The sequence below is a fragment of the Paenibacillus glycanilyticus genome (genome assembly GCF_023715145.1).
Taxonomy (GTDB): domain Bacteria; phylum Bacillota; class Bacilli; order Paenibacillales; family Paenibacillaceae; genus Pristimantibacillus; species Pristimantibacillus glycanilyticus_A.
Genome location: NZ_JAMBNP010000014.1, coordinates 96496 through 119755 on the forward strand (window position 1 = coordinate 96496; position 23260 = coordinate 119755).

Annotated in this window: 21 protein-coding genes; 14 read left to right on the top strand and 7 right to left on the bottom strand. The window is 50.4% G+C overall.

What is annotated here, in order from left to right:
* Positions 1 to 50: 50 nt before the first annotated feature.
* Positions 51 to 341 carry a hypothetical protein gene (locus M3194_RS27105; RefSeq protein ID WP_251657258.1) on the bottom strand — a complete coding sequence of 97 codons (291 nt, stop codon included), beginning with the start codon at positions 339 to 341 and terminating at the stop codon, positions 51 to 53.
* A gap of 249 nt (positions 342 to 590) precedes the next feature.
* Between M3194_RS27105 and M3194_RS27110 the strand changes: the two genes are divergently transcribed.
* From M3194_RS27110 to M3194_RS27120, 3 genes are all read left to right on the top strand, one after another.
* Positions 591 to 1451, top strand: coding sequence for an ABC transporter substrate-binding protein (locus M3194_RS27110; protein WP_251657259.1), 861 nt, complete (start codon positions 591 to 593; stop codon positions 1449 to 1451).
* 93 nt (positions 1452 to 1544) lie between these two features.
* Positions 1545 to 2216: an amino acid ABC transporter permease gene (locus M3194_RS27115; RefSeq protein ID WP_251657260.1), complete on the top strand. Its 672-nt coding sequence runs from the start codon at positions 1545 to 1547 to the stop codon at positions 2214 to 2216.
* A complete protein-coding gene (locus M3194_RS27120; RefSeq protein ID WP_251657261.1) occupies positions 2209 to 2931 on the top strand; it encodes an amino acid ABC transporter ATP-binding protein in 723 nt (240 codons plus the stop codon). Before M3194_RS27115 ends, M3194_RS27120 begins: the two co-directional genes overlap by 8 nt.
* An 83-nt stretch (positions 2932 to 3014) precedes the next feature.
* Here M3194_RS27120 and M3194_RS27125 read toward each other — a convergent pair whose 3' ends face one another.
* Positions 3015 to 4280 (bottom strand): alkaline phosphatase, encoded by a 1266-nt coding sequence (locus M3194_RS27125; RefSeq protein ID WP_251657262.1) that lies wholly within the window; start codon positions 4278 to 4280, stop codon positions 3015 to 3017.
* A 142-nt stretch (positions 4281 to 4422) separates the two neighbouring features.
* Positions 4423 to 4923: a CAP domain-containing protein gene (locus tag M3194_RS27130; RefSeq protein WP_251657263.1), complete on the bottom strand. Its 501-nt coding sequence runs from the start codon at positions 4921 to 4923 to the stop codon at positions 4423 to 4425.
* 107 nt (positions 4924 to 5030) lie between these two features.
* Between M3194_RS27130 and M3194_RS27135 the strand changes: the two genes are divergently transcribed.
* Positions 5031 to 5510, top strand: a complete 480-nt coding sequence (locus tag M3194_RS27135; RefSeq protein ID WP_251657264.1) for a GAF domain-containing protein — start codon at positions 5031 to 5033, stop codon at positions 5508 to 5510.
* 333 nt (positions 5511 to 5843) lie between these two features.
* Here the strand turns inward: M3194_RS27135 and M3194_RS27145 are convergent, their stop codons facing one another.
* Complete coding sequence (locus M3194_RS27145) at positions 5844 to 6827, bottom strand: diaminopimelate dehydrogenase (protein ID WP_251657301.1); 984 nt, start codon at positions 6825 to 6827, stop codon at positions 5844 to 5846.
* Between the two features lie 123 nt (positions 6828 to 6950).
* Between M3194_RS27145 and M3194_RS27150 the strand changes: the two genes are divergently transcribed.
* The 3 genes from M3194_RS27150 (at position 6951) to M3194_RS27160 (ending at position 11284) form a co-directional block, all read left to right on the top strand.
* Positions 6951 to 7952: a CobW family GTP-binding protein gene (locus tag M3194_RS27150; RefSeq protein ID WP_251657266.1), complete on the top strand. Its 1002-nt coding sequence runs from the start codon at positions 6951 to 6953 to the stop codon at positions 7950 to 7952.
* Between the two features lie 110 nt (positions 7953 to 8062).
* Complete coding sequence (locus tag M3194_RS27155) at positions 8063 to 8545, top strand: hypothetical protein (RefSeq protein WP_251657267.1); 483 nt, start codon at positions 8063 to 8065, stop codon at positions 8543 to 8545.
* Positions 8546 to 8803: 258 nt separating this feature from the next.
* The gene (locus M3194_RS27160) at positions 8804 to 11284 is read left to right on the top strand and encodes an EAL domain-containing protein (RefSeq protein ID WP_251657268.1); all 2481 of its coding nucleotides are present in this window, start codon (positions 8804 to 8806) and stop codon (positions 11282 to 11284) included.
* A gap of 56 nt (positions 11285 to 11340) precedes the next feature.
* On the opposite strand, the gene M3194_RS27165 is transcribed toward M3194_RS27160, so the two are convergent.
* Both M3194_RS27165 and M3194_RS27170 read right to left on the bottom strand, forming a co-directional pair.
* Positions 11341 to 11991 (bottom strand): hypothetical protein, encoded by a 651-nt coding sequence (locus M3194_RS27165; protein ID WP_251657269.1) that lies wholly within the window; start codon positions 11989 to 11991, stop codon positions 11341 to 11343.
* Positions 11992 to 12154: 163 nt separating this feature from the next.
* Positions 12155 to 12934: an AraC family transcriptional regulator gene (locus tag M3194_RS27170; protein ID WP_251657270.1), complete on the bottom strand. Its 780-nt coding sequence runs from the start codon at positions 12932 to 12934 to the stop codon at positions 12155 to 12157.
* Positions 12935 to 13086: 152 nt separating this feature from the next.
* Here M3194_RS27170 and pyk point away from each other — a divergent pair, with 152 nt between their 5' ends.
* Positions 13087 to 14508 (top strand): pyruvate kinase, encoded by a 1422-nt coding sequence (gene pyk, locus M3194_RS27175; RefSeq protein WP_251657271.1) that lies wholly within the window; start codon positions 13087 to 13089, stop codon positions 14506 to 14508.
* Positions 14509 to 14559: 51 nt separating this feature from the next.
* On the opposite strand, the gene M3194_RS27180 is transcribed toward pyk, so the two are convergent.
* On the bottom strand, positions 14560 to 15285 hold the full coding sequence (locus tag M3194_RS27180) for a YqaA family protein (RefSeq protein WP_251657272.1): 726 nt from the start codon (positions 15283 to 15285) through the stop codon (positions 14560 to 14562).
* 375 nt (positions 15286 to 15660) lie between these two features.
* Here M3194_RS27180 and M3194_RS27185 point away from each other — a divergent pair, with 375 nt between their 5' ends.
* The 6 genes from M3194_RS27185 to M3194_RS27210 all read left to right on the top strand — a co-directional run bounded on the left by M3194_RS27185 (position 15661) and on the right by M3194_RS27210 (position 23130).
* Entirely contained in the window at positions 15661 to 17037 is a 1377-nt protein-coding gene (locus M3194_RS27185; protein ID WP_251657273.1) for an asparaginase domain-containing protein, read from the top strand.
* Positions 17038 to 17072: 35 nt separating this feature from the next.
* Positions 17073 to 19520 (top strand): asparaginase domain-containing protein, encoded by a 2448-nt coding sequence (locus tag M3194_RS27190; RefSeq protein WP_251657274.1) that lies wholly within the window; start codon positions 17073 to 17075, stop codon positions 19518 to 19520.
* 167 nt (positions 19521 to 19687) lie between these two features.
* Entirely contained in the window at positions 19688 to 20923 is a 1236-nt protein-coding gene (locus M3194_RS27195) for a LolA family protein (RefSeq protein WP_251657275.1), read from the top strand.
* Between the two features lie 165 nt (positions 20924 to 21088).
* Positions 21089 to 22279, top strand: coding sequence for an alanine racemase (alr, locus tag M3194_RS27200; RefSeq protein ID WP_251657276.1), 1191 nt, complete (start codon positions 21089 to 21091; stop codon positions 22277 to 22279).
* Positions 22280 to 22494: 215 nt separating this feature from the next.
* On the top strand, positions 22495 to 22776 hold the full coding sequence (locus M3194_RS27205) for a CopG family ribbon-helix-helix protein (protein ID WP_041613299.1): 282 nt from the start codon (positions 22495 to 22497) through the stop codon (positions 22774 to 22776).
* A 3-nt stretch (positions 22777 to 22779) separates the two neighbouring features.
* Complete coding sequence (locus M3194_RS27210) at positions 22780 to 23130, top strand: type II toxin-antitoxin system PemK/MazF family toxin (RefSeq protein WP_251657277.1); 351 nt, start codon at positions 22780 to 22782, stop codon at positions 23128 to 23130.
* Positions 23131 to 23260 lie beyond the last annotated feature (130 nt).

Here is a 23260-nt window from a genome sequence, read left to right on the forward strand (position 1 = left end):
GAGAGGATGTAACCCTGCGGTTACATCCCCTCCTTATTTTAAATGTATATTTACTTGTCCTTCGCAAGCTGCAGCCGAAGCTCGGCATTCTTCACGGACAATTGCTTGGCCAGATCGGTCTGCATGTCCGTTAATTGAGCAGCCTGAGCGTTCAGCTTTTTGATCTGAGTCAGCTTGCTTTGCTCGGCCGGTGAGGAATGATCCTTGGCGTCTTTTTGCAACTGCTTGATTTTCGCATTCATTTTGGCGATTTTGCTTTTATCATTTGCGATCTGCCGCTCGATCTCGGTAATTTCCCGTTTTAAACGGCTTATGATCGATGATGTGAAGCTGATAGACATTCTTAGCACCTCATTATGGGATTGGGTAAGCTTATTATACTCGTTATTTTGGCTTCGGGATGAAGTTTTTAACAGATGCATGACGGGAAGGTTTGTCATGAATTTGGGTATGCTTCCATAGAAGGCTGTTTTGGGGCTAATGACTTAGCAAAGCTGAAAATTTTGGGAGAAAAAACCTGTATCTTTATACGCGATTATGAATTATAATCAACTAGTTTTTAAAGATAAAGACATCAGGAGTTGAATGACATGACGGTTAAGAAAAGCTTGGTATTGGTATTAACTTTGGTTGTCGTACTGACGCTTGCAGCATGCGGCGGCAACAAAAATGGGAATAATGCATCGTCTAACGAAAGTCCGGCCGCTTCGGCCGACAACGGTGCTGCAGAGGCAACGGGCAAGCTGGCGGACATTAAGAAAGCCGGCAAAATCGTCCTTGGGACAAGCGCCGAATATGCGCCTTACGAGTTCCATAAGAACGTTGACGGCAAGGATACAATCGTAGGCTTCGACATCGAGATTGCGAAAGAAATCGCCAAGGATCTGGGTGTCGAACTGGAGATTAAAGATATGGACTTCGGCAACCTGCTTGCGGAGCTGAAATTGGGTAAAATCGACTTCGTTATCGCGGGCATGACACCGGACAAAGAGCGCGCGAAAGCGGTAGACTTCTCGAAGATCTATTACGAAGCGAAGCAAGGCGTCCTTGTACGCGCCGAGGATAAAGCCAAATTCAATACGATGGCTGACCTGGAAGGCAAAGCTATTGGAGTTCAATTAGGCTCTACTCAAGAGAAAATCGGCCAGGGCATCAAAGGCGCCAAGCTGAAATCCCTGGGTAAAACAACGGATCTGGTTCTTGAGCTGAAAGCGAAAAAAGTTGATGCGCTTATCGCCGAGCTTCCGGTTGCTCAAGGTTACGCCAACACGAACTCGGATCTCGTATTGACCTCGATCTCGCCGGAGTACGAGAACAGCGGTTCCGCTGTCGCGGTTAATAAAGGAGAAGCGGATCTCCTGGCGGAGATTCAAAAAACGCTTGATCATCTGATTGCGGACAAGAAGATTGATCAATGGGTTTCGGAAATGACGGCTGTCTCGGAGCAATAAACCGATTTATCTCATCGCGAAACGAAAGCGGCTTCCCCTAGGGAAGCCGCAGCCGTTTACGCTTGCGTGAATACAGAAGGCAGGGTAGACAACGTGGAATTAGCGTATCATTGGGATTTTTCATTTCTGAACGAATATGGATCATACTATTGGAAAGGCATCAGGATGACCCTCGAGGTGTCTCTGCTTGCCGTTCTTAGCGGACTTGTATTAGGCACCCTGGTGTCATTGCTTCGCCTGTCGGGGCTATGGCCGCTTCGTTTTATCGGATCTGCATATGTGGAGATTATTCGCGGGACACCGCTTATCGTACAGTTATTCCTGTTTAACTACGGTTTACCGATTTTCCTGGGCTTTGATATCGGCATCTTTACGGCAGCATACCTGGCTCTCACCATCAACAGCGCGGCTTATATCGCCGAAATTATGAGAGCGGGGATCCAAGCGGTTGATAAAGGTCAGATGGAGGCCGCAAGGTCGCTTGGGATGTCGAGAGGCATGGCGATGCGCCAGATCATTCTTCCTCAAGCTTTCAAAAACGTCCTTCCTGCGCTTGGCAACGAGTTCGTTGTCGTCATTAAAGAATCCTCGGTCCTGTCGGTTATCGGTTTCGCCGAATTGACCTACCAGGCGAATGCGATTCGGGGCGCGACCTATATTTCGATTGAGCCTATGCTTATTTCGGCACTTATTTATTTTGTCTTGATCTTTACGATGTCCAAGCTGCTTGGCATTGGCGAGAGGAGGTTGAAGGCTAGTGATTAAGGTAAGCGGACTTAAGAAGTCGTTTGGCAAAGCGCATGTCCTGACCGGCATCGATGCGGAAATCGCAAAGGGCGAGGTTGTCGTAGTTATCGGGCCGAGCGGCTCCGGCAAAAGCACCTTCCTTCGATGCTTGAATTTGCTCGAGACGCCAACAGGCGGCGAGATTGAATACGAAGGCAAGCTGCTGACCGACCGGAACGTTAATATCAACGAGCTGCGTCAAAGCATGGGCATGGTATTCCAGCAGTTTAATCTTTTCCCGCATAAGACTGTCCTGGAGAACGTCACGCTTGCTCCAATCAAGGTGCTGAACACGCCGAAGGAAGAAGCGGAGAAGATTGGCCTTGAACTGCTTAGACGGGTTGGTCTGGAAGAGAAACGCGATGCTTATCCGAACCGTTTGTCCGGCGGGCAAAAGCAGCGTGTTGCGATTGCGCGCGCGCTTGCGATGCGTCCTCATGTGATGCTGTTTGACGAGCCTACATCGGCGCTGGACCCCGAAATGGTCGGCGAGGTGCTTGATGTCATGAAATCGCTGGCGAAGGAAGGGATGACGATGGTGATCGTCACCCACGAGATGGGCTTCGCTCGCGAGGTAGGCGACCGTTTATTATTCATTGACGGAGGACAGATTGTCGAGCAGGGACCTCCAAGAGAAGTATTTGGCAATCCGCAGCATCCAAGAACGAAGGAATTCCTCAGCAAAGTATTATAAGGAACATAAGAAAAGAGACCTTTTAAAGGAGCAGCTCCTTTAGAAGGTCTCTTGCAGTTAGCGGGGATCTTTCCTAGCGGGGTTTATTTCTTAACTGTAATATTCAAGGCTTGCGCGAGCTTGTTGAAGATGGAGGTATTCTCAAAAATGCCTGTGAACAGCTCGGAGCCTGCGCCAATTGCCGTAACCGGAACGTCAACGCCCGTATGGCCGGAGGTTGTCCAATCCACCACAAAGCTCATTTTGGAGTTTGCGATGGCAAATGGGCCGTCTTCGCCGGAGATTGTTTTGCCGTCCGTAGACTCGTCCGAGGCATCAACCTCTTCAACCGAGAAGCCGCCTGTTTCGTGGTCGGCAAGGACAAGTACCAGCGTATCCGGGTGCTTCTTGGCGAAGTCCTTCGCTACTTTAACGGATTTGTCCAATTCCTGGCCGGCTTTGATCGTCAGCTTGGCGTTATTGTTATGCGCCATTTCATCCGTAGCTTCTTCTTCGACCATAAGGAAGAAGCCTTTTTTGTTGGTGGAGAGGGTGTCGAGCGCTTTCTTCGTCATATCGGGCAGGGAGACGATAGGGTTGTAGACATCGCCTTCTCCTTCAGGCTTTTGCTGGAACATTTCTTCGTTAGCGAAGAGGCCAAGCAGCTTGCCTTTTGCTTTGCTCATGTCCGTTTTGTTCGTGACGTACGTGTAGCCGAGCGATTTCGCTTTTTTCACGAGATCGCCTTGCGTCCCTTTGCTTTTCTCGGAAGGATCAGCCGCCGTCTCGTCCGCGAAAGCCCCTTTGTTTCCTGCAGGGTACCAGAAATCCTCGCCGCCGCCGAGAAGAACGTCAACCTTCGCCTTCGTTAAATATTGCAGGGCGATGTCGCTTTGCTTCGAACGGTCTTCCACGTGGGAGGCAAAAGCCGCCGGCGTAGCATCCGTAATTTGGCTTGTTGTTACAAGACCGGTCGACATGCCTTTATCCTTCGCATATTCCATAATCGTTTTTACGCTTTTTTTGTTCGCGTCCACGCCGATTGCGCCGTTATACGTTTTTACGCCGCTGGCATAAGCCGTAGCAGAAGCGGCGGAGTCCGTAATGGCAGTTGTGGAGCTAGTATGAATGAGGCCGACATACGGCATTGAATCCATTGCCAGCTGCCCGCTCTCGCCTACTGTGGCAAGACGAATGGCATCACGCTGAGCGGTTCCCATGCCGTCGCCAACGAATAGTACTACGTTTTTTGCTTTTTGCGTCGCTGCACTTGCCTCATTGCTGTTATGAATGCCCGTATATCCGGTAACGACAAGTGCGGCTGCCGCCGTGCCAAGCAATGCTGTTTTCAAAGCTTTTGTGCCTTTCATTCTATTATCTCCTCCTAATTGAATGCTCTCGCTTCAACTGCATCTTACAGAGCTTCTATTAGGAGAATGTACGAGGAAAGTAAAACTTGTGTAAATAATTTGCATTAATAGGAGTTAAGTAGGAGTTTGCTGGAAAATCAGTCTATAGTCTCACAAACTCCTGCACCCAATAAGTCCGGTATCGGCTGTCGGTTGTCCCGGGAGCGTAACCCACTCCAAGATGGGTGAATTTGGAGGATAGAATATTGGCCCGATGGCCCGGACTATTCATCCAAGCTTCCATAACCGCGGCGGGAGTCCGTTGTCCGGCAGCGATATTCTCGCCATATGCGGTCCACGCGACGCCAAATTGCGTCAGCATTTGCCCGGGAGTGCCATACGTAGGGGATATATGATCAAAGTAGTTATTATCCCGCATATCCTGCGCCTTGGCTTCCGCGGCTTCAAAGAGCACTTCCAGTCTCGCGAGAGGCAGCAATCCCGCGGCTTCGCGTTCCTGATTAACAAGCGCAAACACTTCATCCTCAAAGGTTTCCTGTAAAGGATAGAGCAGATCCGTTTTCGTATTATTGTCGGCGGTTTTCTTGGCGGCAGTCTTCTTGGTTGTGCTAGTCTTCCTTACCACAGTTTTCTTCTTCGTCACCCAAATTATCCCCCTAATCGCTCATGCTGCTGGAATATGATATTCTATTCATACGATCAAGTCTGGTTTGGATGGTTGGTCAGGTTGATAGAGTAGGAGTGATATTATTGTTTAACGGAAGCTTGTACACGGGCACAAGAGAAGAGAACTATGCGCTGCTTATCAAGCAACTAACGGGGCTGGTAGAGGATGAGCGCAGCCGGATCGCCAACCTGGCGAATGCTTCGGCATTGCTGGAACAGTTTCTTGATGATATCAATTGGGTTGGTTTTTACTTGCTCGAGGGGGATGAGCTTGTACTGGGTCCTTTCCAGGGGAAACCGGCTTGTACACGGATAAAGGTCGGCAAAGGGGTATGCGGGACATCGGTTGCGCGCAAGGAAGCCGTTCTGGTCGAAGACGTTCACCAGTTCCCCGGGCATATCGCCTGCGACAGTGCCTCCAATTCGGAGCTGGTTATTCCGCTGTACAGCGGCGGCCAGATCGTTGGCGTGCTGGATATCGACAGCCCGTCCTTCAGCCGTTTCGATGAAACGGATCTTCATTATTTGACTATTTTTAACGAGCGGTTGGGTGCACATCTATAAAATCGTCCTAAAAAAGGGTACATGCTCAGTTTCTTGAACAATGTGCATCAGAATCCAAAATTCAGCAAACGCACAATTTTGGTGAATGCCTATACCGTTTGGGTTTTTAAACATAGGATACTGTACATTAGTTAAAGGAGATGAACAAATGAGCTACGGAGTAGGTCCTGTTGCAGGTGCCGGTTGCGGATATGGCGGCGGCAGCTCTTTCGGATTCGTTCTGGTCCTCTTTATTCTGTTAGTTATCATAATCAGATCCGTTTGGTTATAATTTCAGCTTAAATAGAAAGAGGCTGCCCTCGCCATTATGGCGTCGGGCAGCCTCTTTTGTTGTTACAGCAATTCGCGGCGAAGCTCCTCTGCCGATTTTGGCGAGAGCAGGCCAAACGGAATGTCAAATACGGTTTTGGCGCCCGACTGGCCGCTTGCGCTCAGACGATGGGCTGCTCTTGCGTAAGCAACAAGCACGCTTGCCGTAAATTCCGGATTGCTCTCCAGCTTGAGACCAAATTCGATCAGCTGCTTTGTGCCTTCGCCGGTTACGCCGCTGCGGATGACGAATCCGCCATGCGGCATGCCTTGATGCTCGGCTTTCAGCTGCTCTTCGGTAATAAAAGTAACCGTTGTATCATAATCGGAGAAATAATTCGGCATATTTACGATCGTTTGACGGATTTGCTCCTGATCCGCGCCTTCTTCGGCAACGACATAACATTCGCGAAGATGCTTCTCGCGCGTTGTAAATTCAGGTGTTTCACCGGAGCGGATCCGGTCAATAACGCTTTGCACAGGGACGGTATATTGCACGCCGCCCTTCACCCCCGGCACGCGGCGGATAGCATCCGAGTGGCCTTGGCTTACGCCTTTGCCCCAGAAGGTGTAGTCCTTGCCGTCAGGCAGAATCGACTCGGCCAGCAGACGGTTGAGCGAGAACAGACCCGGATCCCATCCGGTCGAGATTACGCTCAGATTGCCGTTTTCCGATGCGGCACGGTTTACGGCCTCGAAGAACTCGGGGATTTTCGCATGCGTATCAAAGCTGTCGACGGTATTAAACATGCTTGCCAGGAACGGCGTTTGTTCAGGCAGATCGGTTGCAGAGCCCCCGCACAGGATCATAACGTCGATTTTTCCTTTATACGCTTCCGCATTCGCAATGGCTTCGAAGAGGATGCCCTCCGTGCCTGCTGCCAGTTTGGACGGTTCTCTCCGCGTGAACACGGCAACCAGCTCCATGTCGCTGTTTTGCGCGATGGCTTTATGTACCCCTTTGCCAAGATTGCCATAACCTACGATACCTACTTGAATCTTTTGAATACTCACTTTTTTGCCCCTTTATTAAAAAGTTTGAATAAAATAACTCTTAACATCCTAACATGTCATGTAAGATATGTCCATGCTATAATATAAGGAATGACAGACGGAAAGGGAACGACAACGATGAATAAAAGCATAGTACCGATTTATCTGCTGTCCGGATTTCTTGGCAGCGGCAAAACCACGCTGCTGACCGGACTACTGGAGCATTGGCAGGGACAAGGTCTCAAAGCGGCCGTAATTATGAATGAACTCGGCGATATTAATCTGGATGGGCAGATGGTCGGCAAGGATGTTCCGATGTCGGAGATGCTAAGCGGCTGCATCTGCTGCACGATTCGAAGCGATCTCAGCCTGGAGATTAAAACACTTGTTGAGACGCATAAGCCGGATGTGATTGTTATTGAGTCAACCGGAGCAGCTAATCCGATGGAGATTATGGATGGGGTTACGGAAGCGGCACTATACTGCCGGATCGAGCTGCGGGGCGTAATAACCGTGGTGGATGGACCGGAGCTGCTGCAGCGCAGCCGGAGCGGGAAAGGCAAGACGTTTAAACTGATGCGCGAGCAGATCCGCTGCGCGACAAGGCTACTGCTTAACAAAGCAGATAAGCTGCAGCCGGATGAGCGGGTAGAGGCGCAGCAGCTGCTTAGGGAGATGAATGCGGTAGCCCCGGTAATGACTACGGTTCGCTGCAAGGTCGAAGACTGGACATTCCTTGACGGACAAGTCGATGAGGTGGCTCGGTTGTCAGCTGCACGTCAAGAGGAAACAGGCAGCGGGCTTGAGCATCATGCGGAACATCATCATCATCATCACACTCATGAGCATGTGATGGTGATGACTCATTACATGAACGGTGCGGTTGACAGCGTTGCCTTTGAGAATTTCCTGAAGGCTTTGCCGGATAACGTGTACCGGGCGAAAGGAATCGTATCCTTCACGGATACAAACAGCCGATTCTTGTTCCAATACGCTTACCGGGAAACCGACTTTATCCGGATCACGCCGCAGGGCGAAGTGAACGATGTTGCTGTCTTTATCGGCGAGCATTTCTCGAAGGATAAGCTGCTTGAGGAGCTTCTTGAACTCGACAACCTGGCTGATGATTCGACAGAATAATGGGTTTGGCGCCAACTTATGTCTATCCGATCGCATGCTTGGGAAAAATAATCCATTAGGGAGCTCCAAGGCTCCGGCATCACGAATTGGATAGGAAGGTGTGGCAAGGCATGAAGGGTAAATGGATCATCGGCGCATTCGCAGCGACTATGCTGCTTCTATCGGCTCCGGTCTATGCGGCGCAGCCGGAGGAGAAGGCACCACCCGCAGCTCAGGATAACCGCATGGAGGATGGCCCCAGACATGGCCATCACCATGGACGCATGTTTGGCAAAAACGGCGAGGAGCACAGGCTTGAGAAGCTCCGCTATATGGCCGAGTATTTCGGCATCAAGACGGAAGGCAAGTCGGCTGAGCAGCTGAGATCAGAGCTGGAAGCGGCTAAGCAGAAGGATAAAGCGAAGTGGGAAGCGTTCAAGACGGAGCATAAAGCGAAGATCTTGGAGCATCTGCGTCAGAAGGCCAAAGAAAACGGCATCGCTACGGAAGGCAAAACGGCGGAACAGCTTCGTGAGGAGCTGCATAAGCTTCACCGGATGCATCATAAGAGCGATGCGCAGCAAGAGCCGCAGCGAGATGTCAAACAGGGCTGAGCACAGCCGGGACCATAGAATCAGGAACAAAGAGGCTGCCCCGTTGCGAGTTGCGCACGGGCAGCCTCTTTTCTTTTTCCTGGATCATCGATTTGTGACATAATTCGACATTAATCTGTCGAAGAATTGATTATTATGTCATAGGAATTGCTAGTTTTCCGTTGAATTTATCTTATTTTGTCAAGTATACTAGAAGCATATCATAAATTGGAAAATAACTTGCGGGTAGGTCTGGAGACTGAGGAGGAGGATAGAGTTTTGAAGAAAATAAGGCTCAGCATCGCACAGAAACTAATTACTGCATTGGGAGCTCTCATGCTGCTGTCTTATTCTCTATTAGTTTTTTTCTATCTGAACAATCTCTATGACACCAGCCTGCAGAAGGGCGAGCTGCTCGCTCAGAAACAGTCTATCCAATACATAGACGAATTTACCACATCTATTAATAAAAGCTTGTCCTCTCTTACGACGGTAAGAGATTCCTTGCTTCAAATGCGAACCGATGCCGTGCAGAACCGACCTTATGCCGTACATATGCTTGAAGGTATTGTCCGCAATAACCCGGATCTGATTGGCGTTTATACCGTATGGGAGCCGGATGCCTTTGATCAGAAGGATGGTCAGCATCGCATGGGAAGCAGCTATGATGATGCTACCGGTCGTTTTATCCCCTATATCATGCGCACGAATGTCGGTCTTAAGGCAATCCCTACGGCTAATTATAACAAGGAAGGGGAAGGGGACTTCTATCAGGCTGTCAAAAAATCAAAAAAATTTACCTTAATTGATCCGTATCCTTATGACTTGAACGGCAAGGAGATCATCGTAACCTCCTTTATTTTGCCGCTCCTCGATGAGAACAGCCAGTTCCTTGGCATTGTTGGCGGCGATGTTTCGCTTCAGACGGTGCAGGAGAAGATCCGCAAGATCCGTCCGTTAAACGGCCACGCCAGCATTATTACGTCCAATAACTATTATCTCGCTAATGGAGCTTACCCGGATCTCGTCATGAAGCCTTATGAGATGTGGCAAGGCGGAGGATCCATAAGCGATTATAAGATGAGCTTTTCTACCATTCAGTACACTCCGGACCGTTATGCGAAAGGGCAGATGCTCCGGATGCTTATTCCCATTCAGATCCAGGACTTTACGTGGCATTTCGAGATGGCCATTCCGAAGGGCAATATGCTGACTCAGTTCTATTCCTCGCTGTGGAGCTCGATTTTGCTGGCGGTCTTTACTCTTGTGCTAATGTCGCTCCTTGCCTTGCTTCTGCTGAAGAAGATTGTGCTGGAAAATATTAAGAAGGTTATTCAGGTTACCTCGGCCGTGGCGATTGGCAATGAGAGGCTGAAGCTGGATATCCGGACCAACGATGAATTTGAGACGATGGCGAATCATTTTAACCGAATGGTTGATTTCCGCAAGGAAGCCGAGCATCTGATTCAGCATCAGGCCACGCATGATATGGTTACGGGGTTCCCCAACCGTTATGGTTATGCGCGGTACATGGAGACCAGAACGGACGGCAGCGGACAAGTCGCATTGCTGTATATTGATTTGGACCGGTTCAAAATTATAAACGAGACGCTTGATTATACGATGGGGGATCTGCTGCTTAAGCAGGTTGGGGACCGGATTGTGGAAGTAACCGGCCATTCCGGCCAGGTTTTCCGGTTTGGCGGCGATGAGTTTGTTGTTCTTCTGGATGAGATCTGCTATTTGGGAGAGGCTACCGCAATCGCCGCTCGCATCCTTAGCGTCATCGCCGAGCCGATCAAGATGAGGGGGAGGCTCTTCTATCTGACGGCCAGCATCGGGATGAGCGTGCAGCAGGAATGGACGGCTGAGACGGGCGACCGGCTTGTGAAGGAATCCGATATCGCCTTGTATGTAGCGAAGAAGCAGCGCAATACCTACAAGCTTTATTCGCCGATGATGAACGATGTCCCAACGAAAGAGCTTATTTTGGAAAATAGTATGTTCGAAGCGCTTGAGAATAATCAGTTCATGCTTCATTATCAGCCCAAGCTTGAAATTGAAACCGGCCGTATTTATGGCGTTGAGGCGCTGCTGCGCTGGAAGCATCCGGAATTTGGCATGGTATCTCCGCTTGAATTTATTCCAATCGCCGAGAAGACGGGCTTTATTATTTTGCTCGGGGAATGGGTGCTGAGGACGGCTTGCCGGCAGGTGAAGCTATGGGAGCAGATGGGGCTGGATTCTATTCTGGTCAGCGTAAACATGTCGATGATGCAGTTCCAGCAGAAGGACATAGTGGCTAGTATCAAGTCCATCATCGCGGAAGCGGGCGTGCGCCCGGAGCAGATCGAACTGGAGCTAACGGAATCGATCTTTATGGAAAACCCGGAGCATACGCTGCAAATATTGCATGAGCTTCAGGAGCTGGGATTAAAGCTTTCCCTGGACGATTTCGGCACGGGGTACTCGTCGCTTAGTTATCTGCAGAACATCCCGATTCATTATTTGAAGCTGGACAAATCGTTTATCCGCGGCATCGTGACGGATATCCGCAAGCAGATGATATTCAAATCGTTGATCGTCATTGCTCATAACCTGAACATGATGGTTGTTACGGAAGGCGTAGAGACTGCGGAGGAGCTGCAGATTATCAAAGAGCATAACTGTGATTTGATGCAGGGGTATCTGTTTAGTCCGCCGGTTACGCCGGAGAGATTCGTTGAATTGTTCCGTTCGGTTAAAGCATCCGGAGAATAAGATGCGAAGAAAAGGCGCTCTTATCGTCAACATGACGATGAGAGCGCCTTTTATCGTTAGATGGTCCATTGGGAATGCACGATGGCGCATGCATACCAGGCGCCGTTATGCTGCTCGAGAACAAGGATGAGGCTCTCCCAGTCCATGCCGCCGTATTCGGGGTTGAAGCCGCTGAAGTAATAGTCGAAGTACGTGCTGCCGGGGTAACTCTCTTCGATATTGACCAGCGTATTGCCCTGGCCAAGCACTTTGTTAGGGCTGACCTCTTCAGCCTCCGCAAAGTTTTGATCGTATACAAACTTTTTATAATAGTCGCCGAAGGTCAGGCTGATCGGCTCGCCCGAGCCGTCAAAGCTTCCCCACTCATAAATCGTTGGATCCTCAAGCACCGGCAGTTCACCTGCTTGAAACGTAACGGCGGTGTCCTTTTGGATATGCCCGTAAGGGGAAAATAACAGCCCTTTCTCCGGATGAATAAAGGAGGACAGCTTCTCCATATCCTTCTGTTGCAGGGCGCTCATAATCGCTTCAGCCGCTTCCTCAGCCGTCGCCGCAGGAGCAGCAGTTGGAGTTGGTGATGGTTCAACCGAAGGCTCGGCTGTTGGAGTGGCTGAAGGCATCGGCGATAACGAATTTCCATTCCCTCCGAGACCAAAACATCCGCCAAGCACCAGCATCACGGCCAGCATACTTAATAGACGCCACATGAGCCTCACTCCGTTTCATGACGCTTAATTAGTCTTGATTAGTCTCTTTTACCACAGGTCCTTCAGAGATAAACTCAGATGGAAGTTATCTTATCCTCATAAACGGAAATCGGACCCGAAGGTTGCGGTCGCGCTCGATTTTCCGCGGTTGCCCCGTGAGGGATTATGGAATGGGGTTTGGCCGGTCTTTCATGTAGGCGGTTGGTGTTTTGCCGGTCTCGCGTTTGAAGATGCGCTGGAAGTAGGACAGATCGCGGTAGCCGACGGATTCGGAGATTTCTCCTACGGTAAGCGTGGAATCAACCAGCAGGTAAATCGCTTTTTTTACCCTGGCCTTATGCACATAATCGCTGATCGTCTGTCCGGTTACCCGGCGGAATAGAGTAGCGGCGTAATTCGGGCTTTTGTGGATATGCTCGCCAAGCTCCTCCTTCGTAATCTTCTGCTGATAGTAGTTCATGATATAGTTCTTCATCCGTTCCACCTGCTGATGGGCTGCGGAGGTGACCGGACCTTCATCGAGCTCCCGGTTCCAGAGGGCGAGGCATTCATACAGAATGGCAAGGCCAAGGACGTTGGCGTACAGATGTTTTTCCGTCCATTCGTTGTGCATGGTTTTAATTCTTTCTAGGATCCGTTCATAGGCCCCGGTTTTCGATTTCACCCAATGATTGTTTTGCAGAAGCGGGAGCGGAGGACTGACAGCCGTGAACTCAATGACGTACTTCTCATGGAAGACGGTTGGCACGCATTTGCCATAATAGGACTGGCAGGCCGGGATGTATAACAAATCGCCTTTCTCCAAAATGATTTTCTCGTTTTCGATCCAGTACACGACTTTGCCGTAGCTGGCCAATACGAGCGTAGACGCGCCTTCGGGGCGATTGCCGTTGTCAAACCAGTCGGTTCCCCGGTGCTGTTTTACTTCTACAAGTCCAAGCATGGTTTCCTATCTCCTCCAAAAATAACCGTACTATGTTTCTATAAGAGTACTATAATTCATAGTCGATTGGGAAGAAACGAGCTACAATAAGATTATTCTTGTTTACCACAAACGCAATCAGACTTGTACAATCAGGAGGAATCAGACACATTATGCGCAAGACAAAAATTGTTTGCACCATGGGACCATCATGCGAATCGACAGAAGTATTAATTGACATGATTAACGCGGGAATGAACGTTGCCCGTTTGAATATGGCACACGGAGAGCTGGAGGATCATGCGGCACGTATTGCGCGTATTCGTGAAGCTGCGGCAGCGACGAACAGTGTAGTCGCGATCTTGCTTGATATTAAAGGTCCGGAGGTTCGGATCGGCAAGCTGGAGGAAGCTTCTTACCTGCTGAAGGTTGGGGAGACGCTGACTCTGACGACGGAAGAGATCATCGGTAACGGCGAGCGTATTCACGTGAACTACGCGGAGCTGCCTCAGGTAGTCAACCCTGGGAATAAAATTTTGCTCGACGACGGCTTGATTGAAATGGAAGTTACGGCAGTAAAAGGCACGGAAATCGAGTGCGTGATCCTGAACGGCGGCGTAATTAAAGCAAGAAAAGGCGTTAACCTGCCGGGTATCCGCACGACTCTCCCCGGCGTAACGGATCGTGATATCCGCCATATCCTCTTTGGTATCGAGCAGAAGATTGATATTATCGCGCCTTCCTTTGTGAGAAGAGCGGAAGATATTTTGCAAATTCGCGAGCTGCTTCACGAGAGTGGCGCAGGGCATATCCAAATCATCTCCAAGATCGAGAATGAAGAGGGCGTTAATAACCTCGATTCCATCATTGAAGCATCTGACGGCATCATGGTTGCCCGCGGCGACCTTGGCGTGGAAGTGCCGGCTTGGGATGTGCCGATGATTCAGCGCGAGATGATCTCCAAATGTAACACGGCAGGCAAAGTGGTTGTTGTGGCAACGCAAATGCTCGATTCGATGCAGATCAACCCTCGTCCGTCCCGTGCGGAAGTCAGTGACGTGGCGAACGCCGTTCTCCAAGGAACGGATGCTATTATGCTCTCCGGCGAGACGGCTGCCGGCAAATATCCGGTGCAGTCGGTCAGCATGATGGCTTCCATTGCGGTGAAGGCCGAATCGATGCTGGATTACTTCGATGAATTCCAACAACGCAGAGGCGCACAGCCAACAACAATTACGGAAGTAATCAGCCAAGCGGTTGTAAGCTCGTCTCTTGAGCTGAACGCGAAAGCGATCGTGACTCCGACAGAGAGCGGCTTTACGGCTCGCATGGTATCGAAATACCGTCCGAAATCGCCGATTATTGCAGTCGCTTCGGATGAGAAGGTTCTTCCGCGCCTGGCAATCATGTGGGGAGTAATCCCGGTTAAAGGCGGCAGACCTAATTCGACGGACGATATTTTTGAATCGGCGTTAACAAACGGCGGCAGCACGGGACTTCTGGAGAAGGGAGACTACGTTGTTATTACAGCGGGTACCCCTACAGGTAAAGCCGGCGCGACAAACCTTGTGAAGATTGCGCAGTTTGGCCAATAATCATAAGTAAAAGCCCCTTCCCGATCGGGAAGGGGCTTTTGGTATCTCCGTTTATGTGTGGCTTACGGGAGTTGTTGTGGTAATGGGGGTATCCGTCGAAGTTGCGGCTGTAGTCGATGATTCTTCCGATGCTGCAGCAACCGCAGGCTGCTCCTGAACCGCTTCCGCCGTTGCGCTGGATGCTGCCGCTTCCGCCGCCGCGACTGCTTTAGCGGCTTTTTTCTTGCGGTGTCTTTTCCGGAAGAACAAGAATAAGACGATTAACGGAACCGCGATGGCGAACAAATACATCGATGCGTTGTGGACCATCTTTTCGGCCGCCTGGCCGTAGAAGTAGATAAGTGCGCCAACCAGATAGAACTTAGCTGCGCGGCCTACTGCCGCATACATGATAAGGCGCCAGAGCGGAAAGTTTAGTGCGCCGGACAAGATGGTGAATACTTTGAACGGAATAGGGGTAAAGGAACCGATCAGTACAGCGGTGTCCCCATTCTTCGTGAACATTTTTGTAGCAGCCTCGATCCATTCCTTCTTAAGAATCTTGTACAGGATAGAGTTGCCGAGGAATTTGCCAATTAAGTAGCCGATCGGGGTGCCTATCAAACAACCGATATATCCTACGGTAGCCAGTAAAAACGCATCTGACGGATTTACTAGGCTTAATGGAACCTGGAGGAATAAGGCCGGTATTGGAAAGATGATTGCATCAATCATAGAATGAACAAACAAACCCCAGGGGCCAAATTTCATTAGGAAGTCTACAATGTCTTGGAGCATGAAAATGGCACACACCTCTCTACGCATGGAAAGCCATAGTTAATTATACGATAGTTTAGGACTTAGGTTTCACTTTTTTTCTGGCCGCTAAAGAAATATAAGTAAGTTCAGAAGCGAATTTCGACAATCCTCCGTTATTTCCATATCCCCTCCCTTTTAAAACCACACGATCAAGTTTTGTTAACTTTATGTTAGTTTATATAACATTTAAATCAATTGAATTATCCAGCATCTATAGGAAAAATGACGGAAATGCTAGATTTATACAGATGATAGCGCTTAACCTTGGTAAAATAAGGTTTGTTAATATATGTTACATCAAATAGACTTATAAGTGCTAGAAACAAATAGATAGAATAGGGAGGAAGGCAAATCATGACAAACTATGTAAAGGGTATGTTTGGTAAGAGGTTTGTTGTATTACTTCTATTATTGTCGATGGCTGCGGGGACGGTCGGTGTTGTCGTTTCGAGAAATCTGGCAAATGCAGCCGAACCTGTACAGCTTCCTACGTTTAACATTCCGCCTGTTTCGGCTGAATTCGAGGCTTCGGAAAAGCCTAATGTTCTTGTTATCGCAACGGGAGGAACAATTGCGGGGGCAGCAAGAAACGGCGATAAAACGAATTTCCAGAACTATGCGGCAGGCACTTATACAATGGCGGATATGGTCGCTCAATTGCCCGTACATAAAACGGCGGACGTATCTACTTTCCAATTCGGCAATAAGGGCTCAGGCAGCTATTCGATAAAAGATTTATACGATCTCTCCCTGGCGGTGGATACCGCGCTTGCTGACTATGACAGCGTAGTCGTAACGACGGGGACGGATACGATGGAGGAAATCGCTTATTTCCTCGATCTGACGGTTCGCAGTGAAAAACCGGTTGTGGTAACGGGGGCGATGAGACCTTGGGATGTTATCGGGACCGATGCACCGGCTAACCTGTATCAAGCGATCAAAGTGGCAAGCAGCAACAAAACAAAATGGTTTGGTACGGTTCTGATGCTTAACGATGTGATTTTTGCTGCGCGTGAGGTAACGAAGACAAACGCGCATCGCTTGGATACGTTTGATGCACCGATGTTTGGCGCGCTTGGCTATGTAGATGACCCGGCGGTACGTATCTACCGCGCACCTGCCAGAGCGATCAAAGCGGGCACGGAGGAATGGGCAACACCGTTTGATCTGAAGACGATCTCCAAGGACAGCCTCCCGATTGTCGAGATTGCCTACAGCTATCAAGAGGCAGGCGGCGGAGCGATCCGCGGATTTGTAGAGGACGGCGCGAAGGGCATTGTTACTGCGGGTACAGGCGCTGGCGGCATTTCCTCCAAGATGAGCCAAGCACGTTCGGCTGCGATCCAGCAAGGGGTTGTATTTGTCACAACGACGCGTACAGGCTCCGGTACGATGTATGACAGCGGTACGGGCAGCACAATTGGCGGGGATAACCTGAATGCGGCGCATGCGCGAATGCTGCTTCTCCTTTCTCTTGCCTTCACGAGCGAGCTGCCTACGATTCATTCCTGGTTCCAATCGTTTGGTACGGGTGACGTTGAGATTTCCGTGGACGAGAATACGGTCCTGACAACTTCGATTGAGGAAGATGCGGCAGCAGAAGAACCAATCGTAGAGGTGCCTGCTTCTGCGGAGCCAACGGCCGAACCTTCGGCACAGCCTTCAGCTGAACCTTCTGCCGATCCGGTTGAATCCGCGCCTGCGACACAAGAGCCTGTTGGCGCGCATTAAACAGAAAGCCGAATACGAAGGGAGGGTAATCCGATATGACTGTCATCAGCAATAATCGAATGCTGCGGAGATTTCTGTCTCCCCTGCTGATCCTTGCGCTTCTCTCCGGATTTGTGGGGTATGCCCGGGCGGCAGAAGACGCGGTCCCCCAGCTTCCAACCTTTAATATACCGGCGTTGTCGGCAGAAGCTGAAGCTTCTCCGCTGCCGAATATTATGGTTGTGGCAACCGGGGGAACCATTGCCGGAGCTGCTTCAGGCGGCGACAAAACAAACTTTCAGAACTATGCGGCCGGCACGTACAAAATGGCGGATATGGTCGCTCAGCTTCCTACGCACAAAAATGCCGACGTATCAACCTTTCAGTTTGGCAATAAGGGATCTGGAAGCTATACCATGAAGGATCTATATGATCTGTCGCTCGCAATAGACCAAGCCCTCGACGTTTATGATGGCGTTGTTGTTACAACGGGCACGGATACGATGGAAGAAATTGCTTACTTCCTTGATCTGACAGTGCGCAGCGAGAAGCCGGTTGTTGTAACCGGCGCGATGAGACCTTGGGATGTCATCGGTACGGACGGCCCTGCGAATCTTTATCAAGCGATCAAAGTGGCAGCCAGCAACAAGACCAAATGGTATGGAACGGTTCTTATGCTAAACGATGTCATTCAGGCAGCGCGTGAAGTAACAAAGTCCAATTCCCATCGTATGGATACGTTTGACACGCCGATGTTTGGAGCGCTTGGTTATGTCGATGATCCGGCAGTACGGATGTACCGGTTGAATGCCAGAGCGATGAAAGCCGGTACACCGGAATGGTCAACTCCGTTTGATCTGCGGACCATTTCCAAAGATGATCTGCCGATTGTAGAGATCGCCTACAGCTATCAGGAGGCAGGCGGCGGAGCCATCCGGGCTTTGGTTGAGGACGGTGCAAAAGGAATCGTCACTGCAGGAACGGGAGCGGGGGGCATTTCTTCGAAGATGAGCCAGGCCCGCAGCGCAGCTATTCAGAAGGGAGTTATCTTTGTTACAACGACAAGGACAGGCTCCGGAACGATGAGCGGCAGCAGCAACGGGGTTATTGCCGGGGATAACCTGAACCCTCAGCATGCCCGCGTTATGCTGCTCCTGTCCCTCGCGTTCTCGAATGATTACAATACGATCAAGAACTGGTTCGAGACCGTTGGCACGCAGGATATTGTCATTGACGAAGCAGCTCCTCCGGCATGGCCGGCGAATGCCGAGCTTACCTCGGATGCTCAAACGGCGGACAGCATTCATTTGATCTGGCCGCAGGCAACAGAACCTGCGAGCGTTGCAGGTTACGCCATCTACAAAGGTTCGGAAGAGGCGCCGATTGCGAAGGTTGAAGCATCGGTCAGCAGCTATACCGCAAAGGGACTTGCTTCGAATACGCCGTACACCTTTACGGTCAAAGCCTTTGACGAGAAGGGGAATGAGAGCGTTGGTTTGACAGGCACCTTCAAGACGAGTTCATCGGGTTCGGGATCGGGCGGAGGAACCGTCACGCCTCCAAATAGCAACGAACTTACCGTTCCGTCGGGCGGCTCAGGGGAGCTGAGTGTCTATGACAACAGCATTACCGTAAAGGTGCCAAGCGGGGCAACCAGCGAGCAGCTTATCATCACGGTTCAGAAGCTTACGCAGACAGGCGGACTGATTGACGCAGACGATGTGCTTCTGTCCTCGATTTTTGAAGTACTGAAGAATAAAGCAGGCAACTTCCTTGTTCCGGTAACCTTGACCTTCAAGTTTGATCCCTCGCTGGTTAAGGAAGGCAAGAAAGCTTCGGTCTTCTATTATGATGAAACGAAGAAACAATGGATAGAGATGGGAGGTACAGTGAGCGGAAGCACGATTTCCGTAACAACCGATCATTTCACGAAGTTTGCCGTATTTGCTGTTAATAGCGCTCCTGCCGTACCGGATTTCTCCGATATTGCAGGTCACTGGGCAGCGGATTCGATTAAGAGCGCGGTATCTGCCGGCATCGTGAACGGCTACGGCGACGGAACCTTTAAGCCGGAGCTCACCGTAACCCGGGAAGAGTTTATTGCCATGCTGATGCGCGCGCTCAAATCGGAACAGTCGGGAGCGGATCTGACCTTCAAGGATAACGCCTCCATCGGTTCATGGGCGAAAGCCGCGGTTGCGCAGGCGGTTAGCGCAGGGATTGCGGGCGGCTATCCGGACGGAACGTTTAAGCCGGGTAATAAGATCAGCCGCGCCGAGATGGTTGTCATGATCGCCAAGGCTCTTAAGCTGACAACGGCGGAAGATGCCGTGACCAGCTTCGCCGACGACGCGGACATTCCCGCATGGGCAAAAGGCGCGGTTAAAGCGGTGGCGGACAAAGGCATTGTCCAAGGCCGTTTGAACAATCGTTTCGTGCCGGATGGAACGGCAACCAGAGCAGAAGCGATTACGGTCATCATGAAGTTTCTTGCTGCCAAATAAAACGCAATTAAGCTGCTCTGCAGGGCTCATTAGCCTTGCGGGGCAGCTTTTTTGAATTGAATTTTTGAAACAAGCCCCAGCTTGTCAAACTAGTCCGCATAATTGTCCAAGTTCCCTCATAGACATGTTACCAGTTGGAAAAACATTGTGAAGAGGGGATGATTGTAATGCGTCGCATGACATGGGCAGCGGCAATCTTGTTAGTATTTTCACTCGTACTTAGCGCATGCGGGAAGAAGGACGCCGAGTCCGTTGTCAAGGATCTCGACAAAGTGGTAAGCAACATGGAGAGCTACCAGGGGACAGGTACGATGAAGCTTAACACCGGTCAGCAGGAATTAACGTACAACGTAGATGTTTCTTACCAGAAGCCCCATTATTACCGCATTAAATTGACGAATGCGGAGAAGGATATAACACAAATTGTTCTGCGCAACGATGACGGCGTGTTTGTCCTTACGCCGCGTCTGAACAAAGTGTTCCGATTCCAAAGCGATTGGCCGCAAAATCAAGGGCAGGTATACCTCTATCAAACGCTGATTCAAAGCATTCTGACAGATAACTCGCGTCAGTTCGCGGTTGATGATAAATCCTACGTCTTTGATGTGATGGCTAACTATAATAACGGCACGCTCGCCAGACAAAAAATTTGGCTGAACAAATCGGACTACAAGCCGGTTCAAGTCCAAGTAAGTGATGCAAATGCTTCCGTGATGGTGCAAGTAGACTTTACGAGCTTCGAGTTTGGTCCAAGCTTTGAGAAAACAACGTTTGAGACGGAAGCAAACATGAAGTCCTCGCCTTCGAGCGGCGGCACCGGCGATCAGCCGACACTCGCGGATCCCGACCAAGATCAAACGGATGTGAACGGAAGCACAAATGCAGGCTCGGAAGAGAGCAAGGATGCCGTAACGCCGGACAAATCGGCAGAAACGCAAGATGACAGCAAAACAGACGGCAAAACGGATGATCAAGCAACAAAAGATGATGATAAGAACGCGGCTGCGGAAGATGAAGAGGATGCCGACGACACAACCGCTAATCCGGAGGCAGATGCGGCAAGCGAGCTTCAAGTCATGGTGCCAACTGAACTTCCGGACGGCGTTGTCTTGAAAGACAGCATGGACATCGTATTCGGCGGCCTGCCGGGTGTTGTATCCCGCTATACCGGTTCTTATGATTTCTCGATTATTCAGACACAACCGAAGGATATGGCGGCTACGTACACAGGCGGAACCTTCCTTGATCTCGGATTTACGATTGGCGAGCTGTCAGGCGGAGACGACCAGAAGACGCTGACCTGGATCGTGGATGGCAATCAGCTTCGTCTGACGAGCAGCACGCTTCCTGAGACGGAAATGATCAGAATCGCACAATCCGTTCAAGTGGATACAACGAAATAAAAGACACAAAAAACAGCAGGGCATAAGATTTTTTCCAAGACGTGCTATCCGATTACGGCCGCCATTTCATTGACAGTCCAAGCGACAGCGTTTAACATTATTTCTATTGATGTTTAAAGTTGCTCGGGATTGCTCGGCTGCCGAATGAGGAGAAGGTGAACCGACTTGGAATCGTATTATCGCCCGACACGGGTAGAAATTTCGCTTGATGCGCTGAACCGGAACCTGCGCGCGTTCCGCAGCGCCATGCCGGAAGGGCGTCTGTTAATGGCTTCGGTCAAGGCGAACGCTTACGGGCATGGCGCTGTGGAAATCGCCCGCGAGGCAGAGCGGTTCGGCGTTGATTATTTGGGCGTAGCTTTTCTGGATGAAGCGCTGCAGCTTCGCCATGCGGGAATTGCAACGCCGATTCTGGTACTTGGGTTTGTGCCGCCAGAAGCGCTTTCGATTGCCCGCGACAAGGATATTACAATCGCGTTGTTCCGCGAGGATGTTCTGGAAGCCGCTGCCGCTCTTCCGGATCAAGCGGATGGCAAGAAGCTTAAAGTTCATATTAAGGTTGACTCCGGAATGGGGCGTCTTGGCATTATTGGCACGGATGAAGCCATTGCTTTTATCGACAAAGCGCTCGATCTTCCTCAGCTGGAGGTAGAAGGCTTATTCACTCACTATGCCAGAGCCGACGAAGCGGACAAAAGCTATACCCGGCAGCAGTACGAACGTTTTCGCGCCGTCGCCGAACATGTCCGGGGCCAGGATCTGCCGATCCGCCTTATTCATGCCGCCAACAGTGCGGCGGGGATTGATACGCCGGAATACGGCGGCGATATGGTACGGCTTGGCATCAGCATGTACGGCTTATATCCTTCGGGTGAAGTTAACCGCGACGGGATCAAGCTTGATCCGGTACTGTCGCTCAAGACGGAAGTCGTCATGGTGAAGGATGCGCCTCCGGGCTGGGGAATCAGCTACGGTACCCGGTATGTAACCAAACGGGAGGAACGGATTGGCACGCTGCCAATCGGTTATGCCGACGGGTTCAGCCGGATGCTGAACGTGAATGGCAGTGCTCAAGTGCTCGTGCGGGGAGTAAAGGTGCCTGTACTTGGTACGATCTGCATGGATCAATGCATGATTGCTTTGGACGGCGCGGCGGGGGATACAGCCGTTGAGCCGGGTGAAGAAGTCGTGCTGATCGGACGGCAAGGCGAGGAGGAAGTAACGGCGGAGGATCTCGCTTCCCTCCTGGGAACGATCAACTATGAAGTAACCTGTATGATTGCGGCCCGCGTGCCTCGCGTCTATGTAAGAGACGGACAGGTGACAGCGGTATCGAATCCGCTCGTTTTAGGGTAGGAATTAATTGCTAATTGCGACTATTCGCGAAAAATAGAGGATTTTTGCTGTCGACCGCGAATATGTTAAAGCAATTTGTATATGCTCCGGGGTACCATTCATCATGCAGCATAATTGATATACGCGGAACATAGATATGATGAAGTATAGTGGCAGCGTATTTTTGTAATAATGAATATTAATGGTTTTGGAAAAGTTTTGGGGGTGCTAGTTCGGTGGCCAATATGCAGAACACCAAGAGGATCATGATCAGTTTGCCGGATCAATTGCTGGAGGAGGTCGACGGCATCGTCGCCAAGGAAAATTCCAACCGCAGCGAGTTTATTCGGCAGGCCATGAAGCTGTATCTTGTGGAACGAAAAAAACGGCAGATCCGTGAGTCCATGCAGCGTGGGTATCTGGAAATGGCGAAGATCAACTTGAACATGGCCTCCGAAGCTTTTCAAGCGGAGGAAGAAGCCGATCATACGTTAGGCCGTCTCGTAAGCGGGGTGTAGAGGTTGATCGTAAAACGCGGAGATGTGTTTTTTGCGGATTTGTCACCGGTCGTCGGATCGGAACAGGGCGGGGTAAGACCAGTACTTGTCATTCAGAATGATATTGGCAACCGCTTCAGTCCGACGGTCATAGTCGCGGCCATTACGGCGCAAATCCAGAAAGCCAAATTGCCTACGCACGTTGAGATGGAAGCGGCGTCGCACGGCTTCGACAGAGACTCCGTCGTGCTGCTTGAGCAGATTCGGACGATTGACAAGCAGCGTCTAACCGACAAGATCACCCACCTGGACGATGAAACGATGCGTAAAGTGGACGATGCTCTGCTGATTAGCGTTGGATTAATTGATTTTTAAGCCAGTATGGAACAAGGACAGCATTGTGCTGTCCTTGTTTTTTTGCAGAGCAGCGTCGCATGATACAGAATAACAGGATTATTCAAGGTGAAACGGCGCTATCGCCATTCTTGGAGTTGCACGTTTCAAT

Bases quoted from the DNA above. Each gene is read 5' to 3' on its own strand.
- M3194_RS27170 (WP_251657270.1), bottom strand. From the start codon at position 12,934: ATGCTTGGACTTGTAGAAGTAAAACAGCACCGGGGAACCGACTGGTTT.
- M3194_RS27150 (WP_251657266.1), top strand. From the start codon at position 6,951: ATGAATAAAAGCATAGTACCGATTTATCTGCTGTCCGGATTTCTTGGC.
- M3194_RS27185 (WP_251657273.1), top strand. From the start codon at position 15,661: ATGACAAACTATGTAAAGGGTATGTTTGGTAAGAGGTTTGTTGTATTA.
- M3194_RS27195 (WP_251657275.1), top strand. From the start codon at position 19,688: ATGCGTCGCATGACATGGGCAGCGGCAATCTTGTTAGTATTTTCACTC.
- M3194_RS27190 (WP_251657274.1), top strand. From the start codon at position 17,073: ATGACTGTCATCAGCAATAATCGAATGCTGCGGAGATTTCTGTCTCCC.
- M3194_RS27155 (WP_251657267.1), top strand. From the start codon at position 8,063: ATGAAGGGTAAATGGATCATCGGCGCATTCGCAGCGACTATGCTGCTT.
- pyk (WP_251657271.1), top strand. From the start codon at position 13,087: ATGCGCAAGACAAAAATTGTTTGCACCATGGGACCATCATGCGAATCG.
- M3194_RS27165 (WP_251657269.1), bottom strand. From the start codon at position 11,991: ATGTGGCGTCTATTAAGTATGCTGGCCGTGATGCTGGTGCTTGGCGGA.
- M3194_RS27180 (WP_251657272.1), bottom strand. From the start codon at position 15,285: ATGCTCCAAGACATTGTAGACTTCCTAATGAAATTTGGCCCCTGGGGT.
- M3194_RS27125 (WP_251657262.1), bottom strand. From the start codon at position 4,280: ATGAAAGGCACAAAAGCTTTGAAAACAGCATTGCTTGGCACGGCGGCA.
- M3194_RS27110 (WP_251657259.1), top strand. From the start codon at position 591: ATGACGGTTAAGAAAAGCTTGGTATTGGTATTAACTTTGGTTGTCGTA.
- M3194_RS27105 (WP_251657258.1), bottom strand. From the start codon at position 341: ATGTCTATCAGCTTCACATCATCGATCATAAGCCGTTTAAAACGGGAA.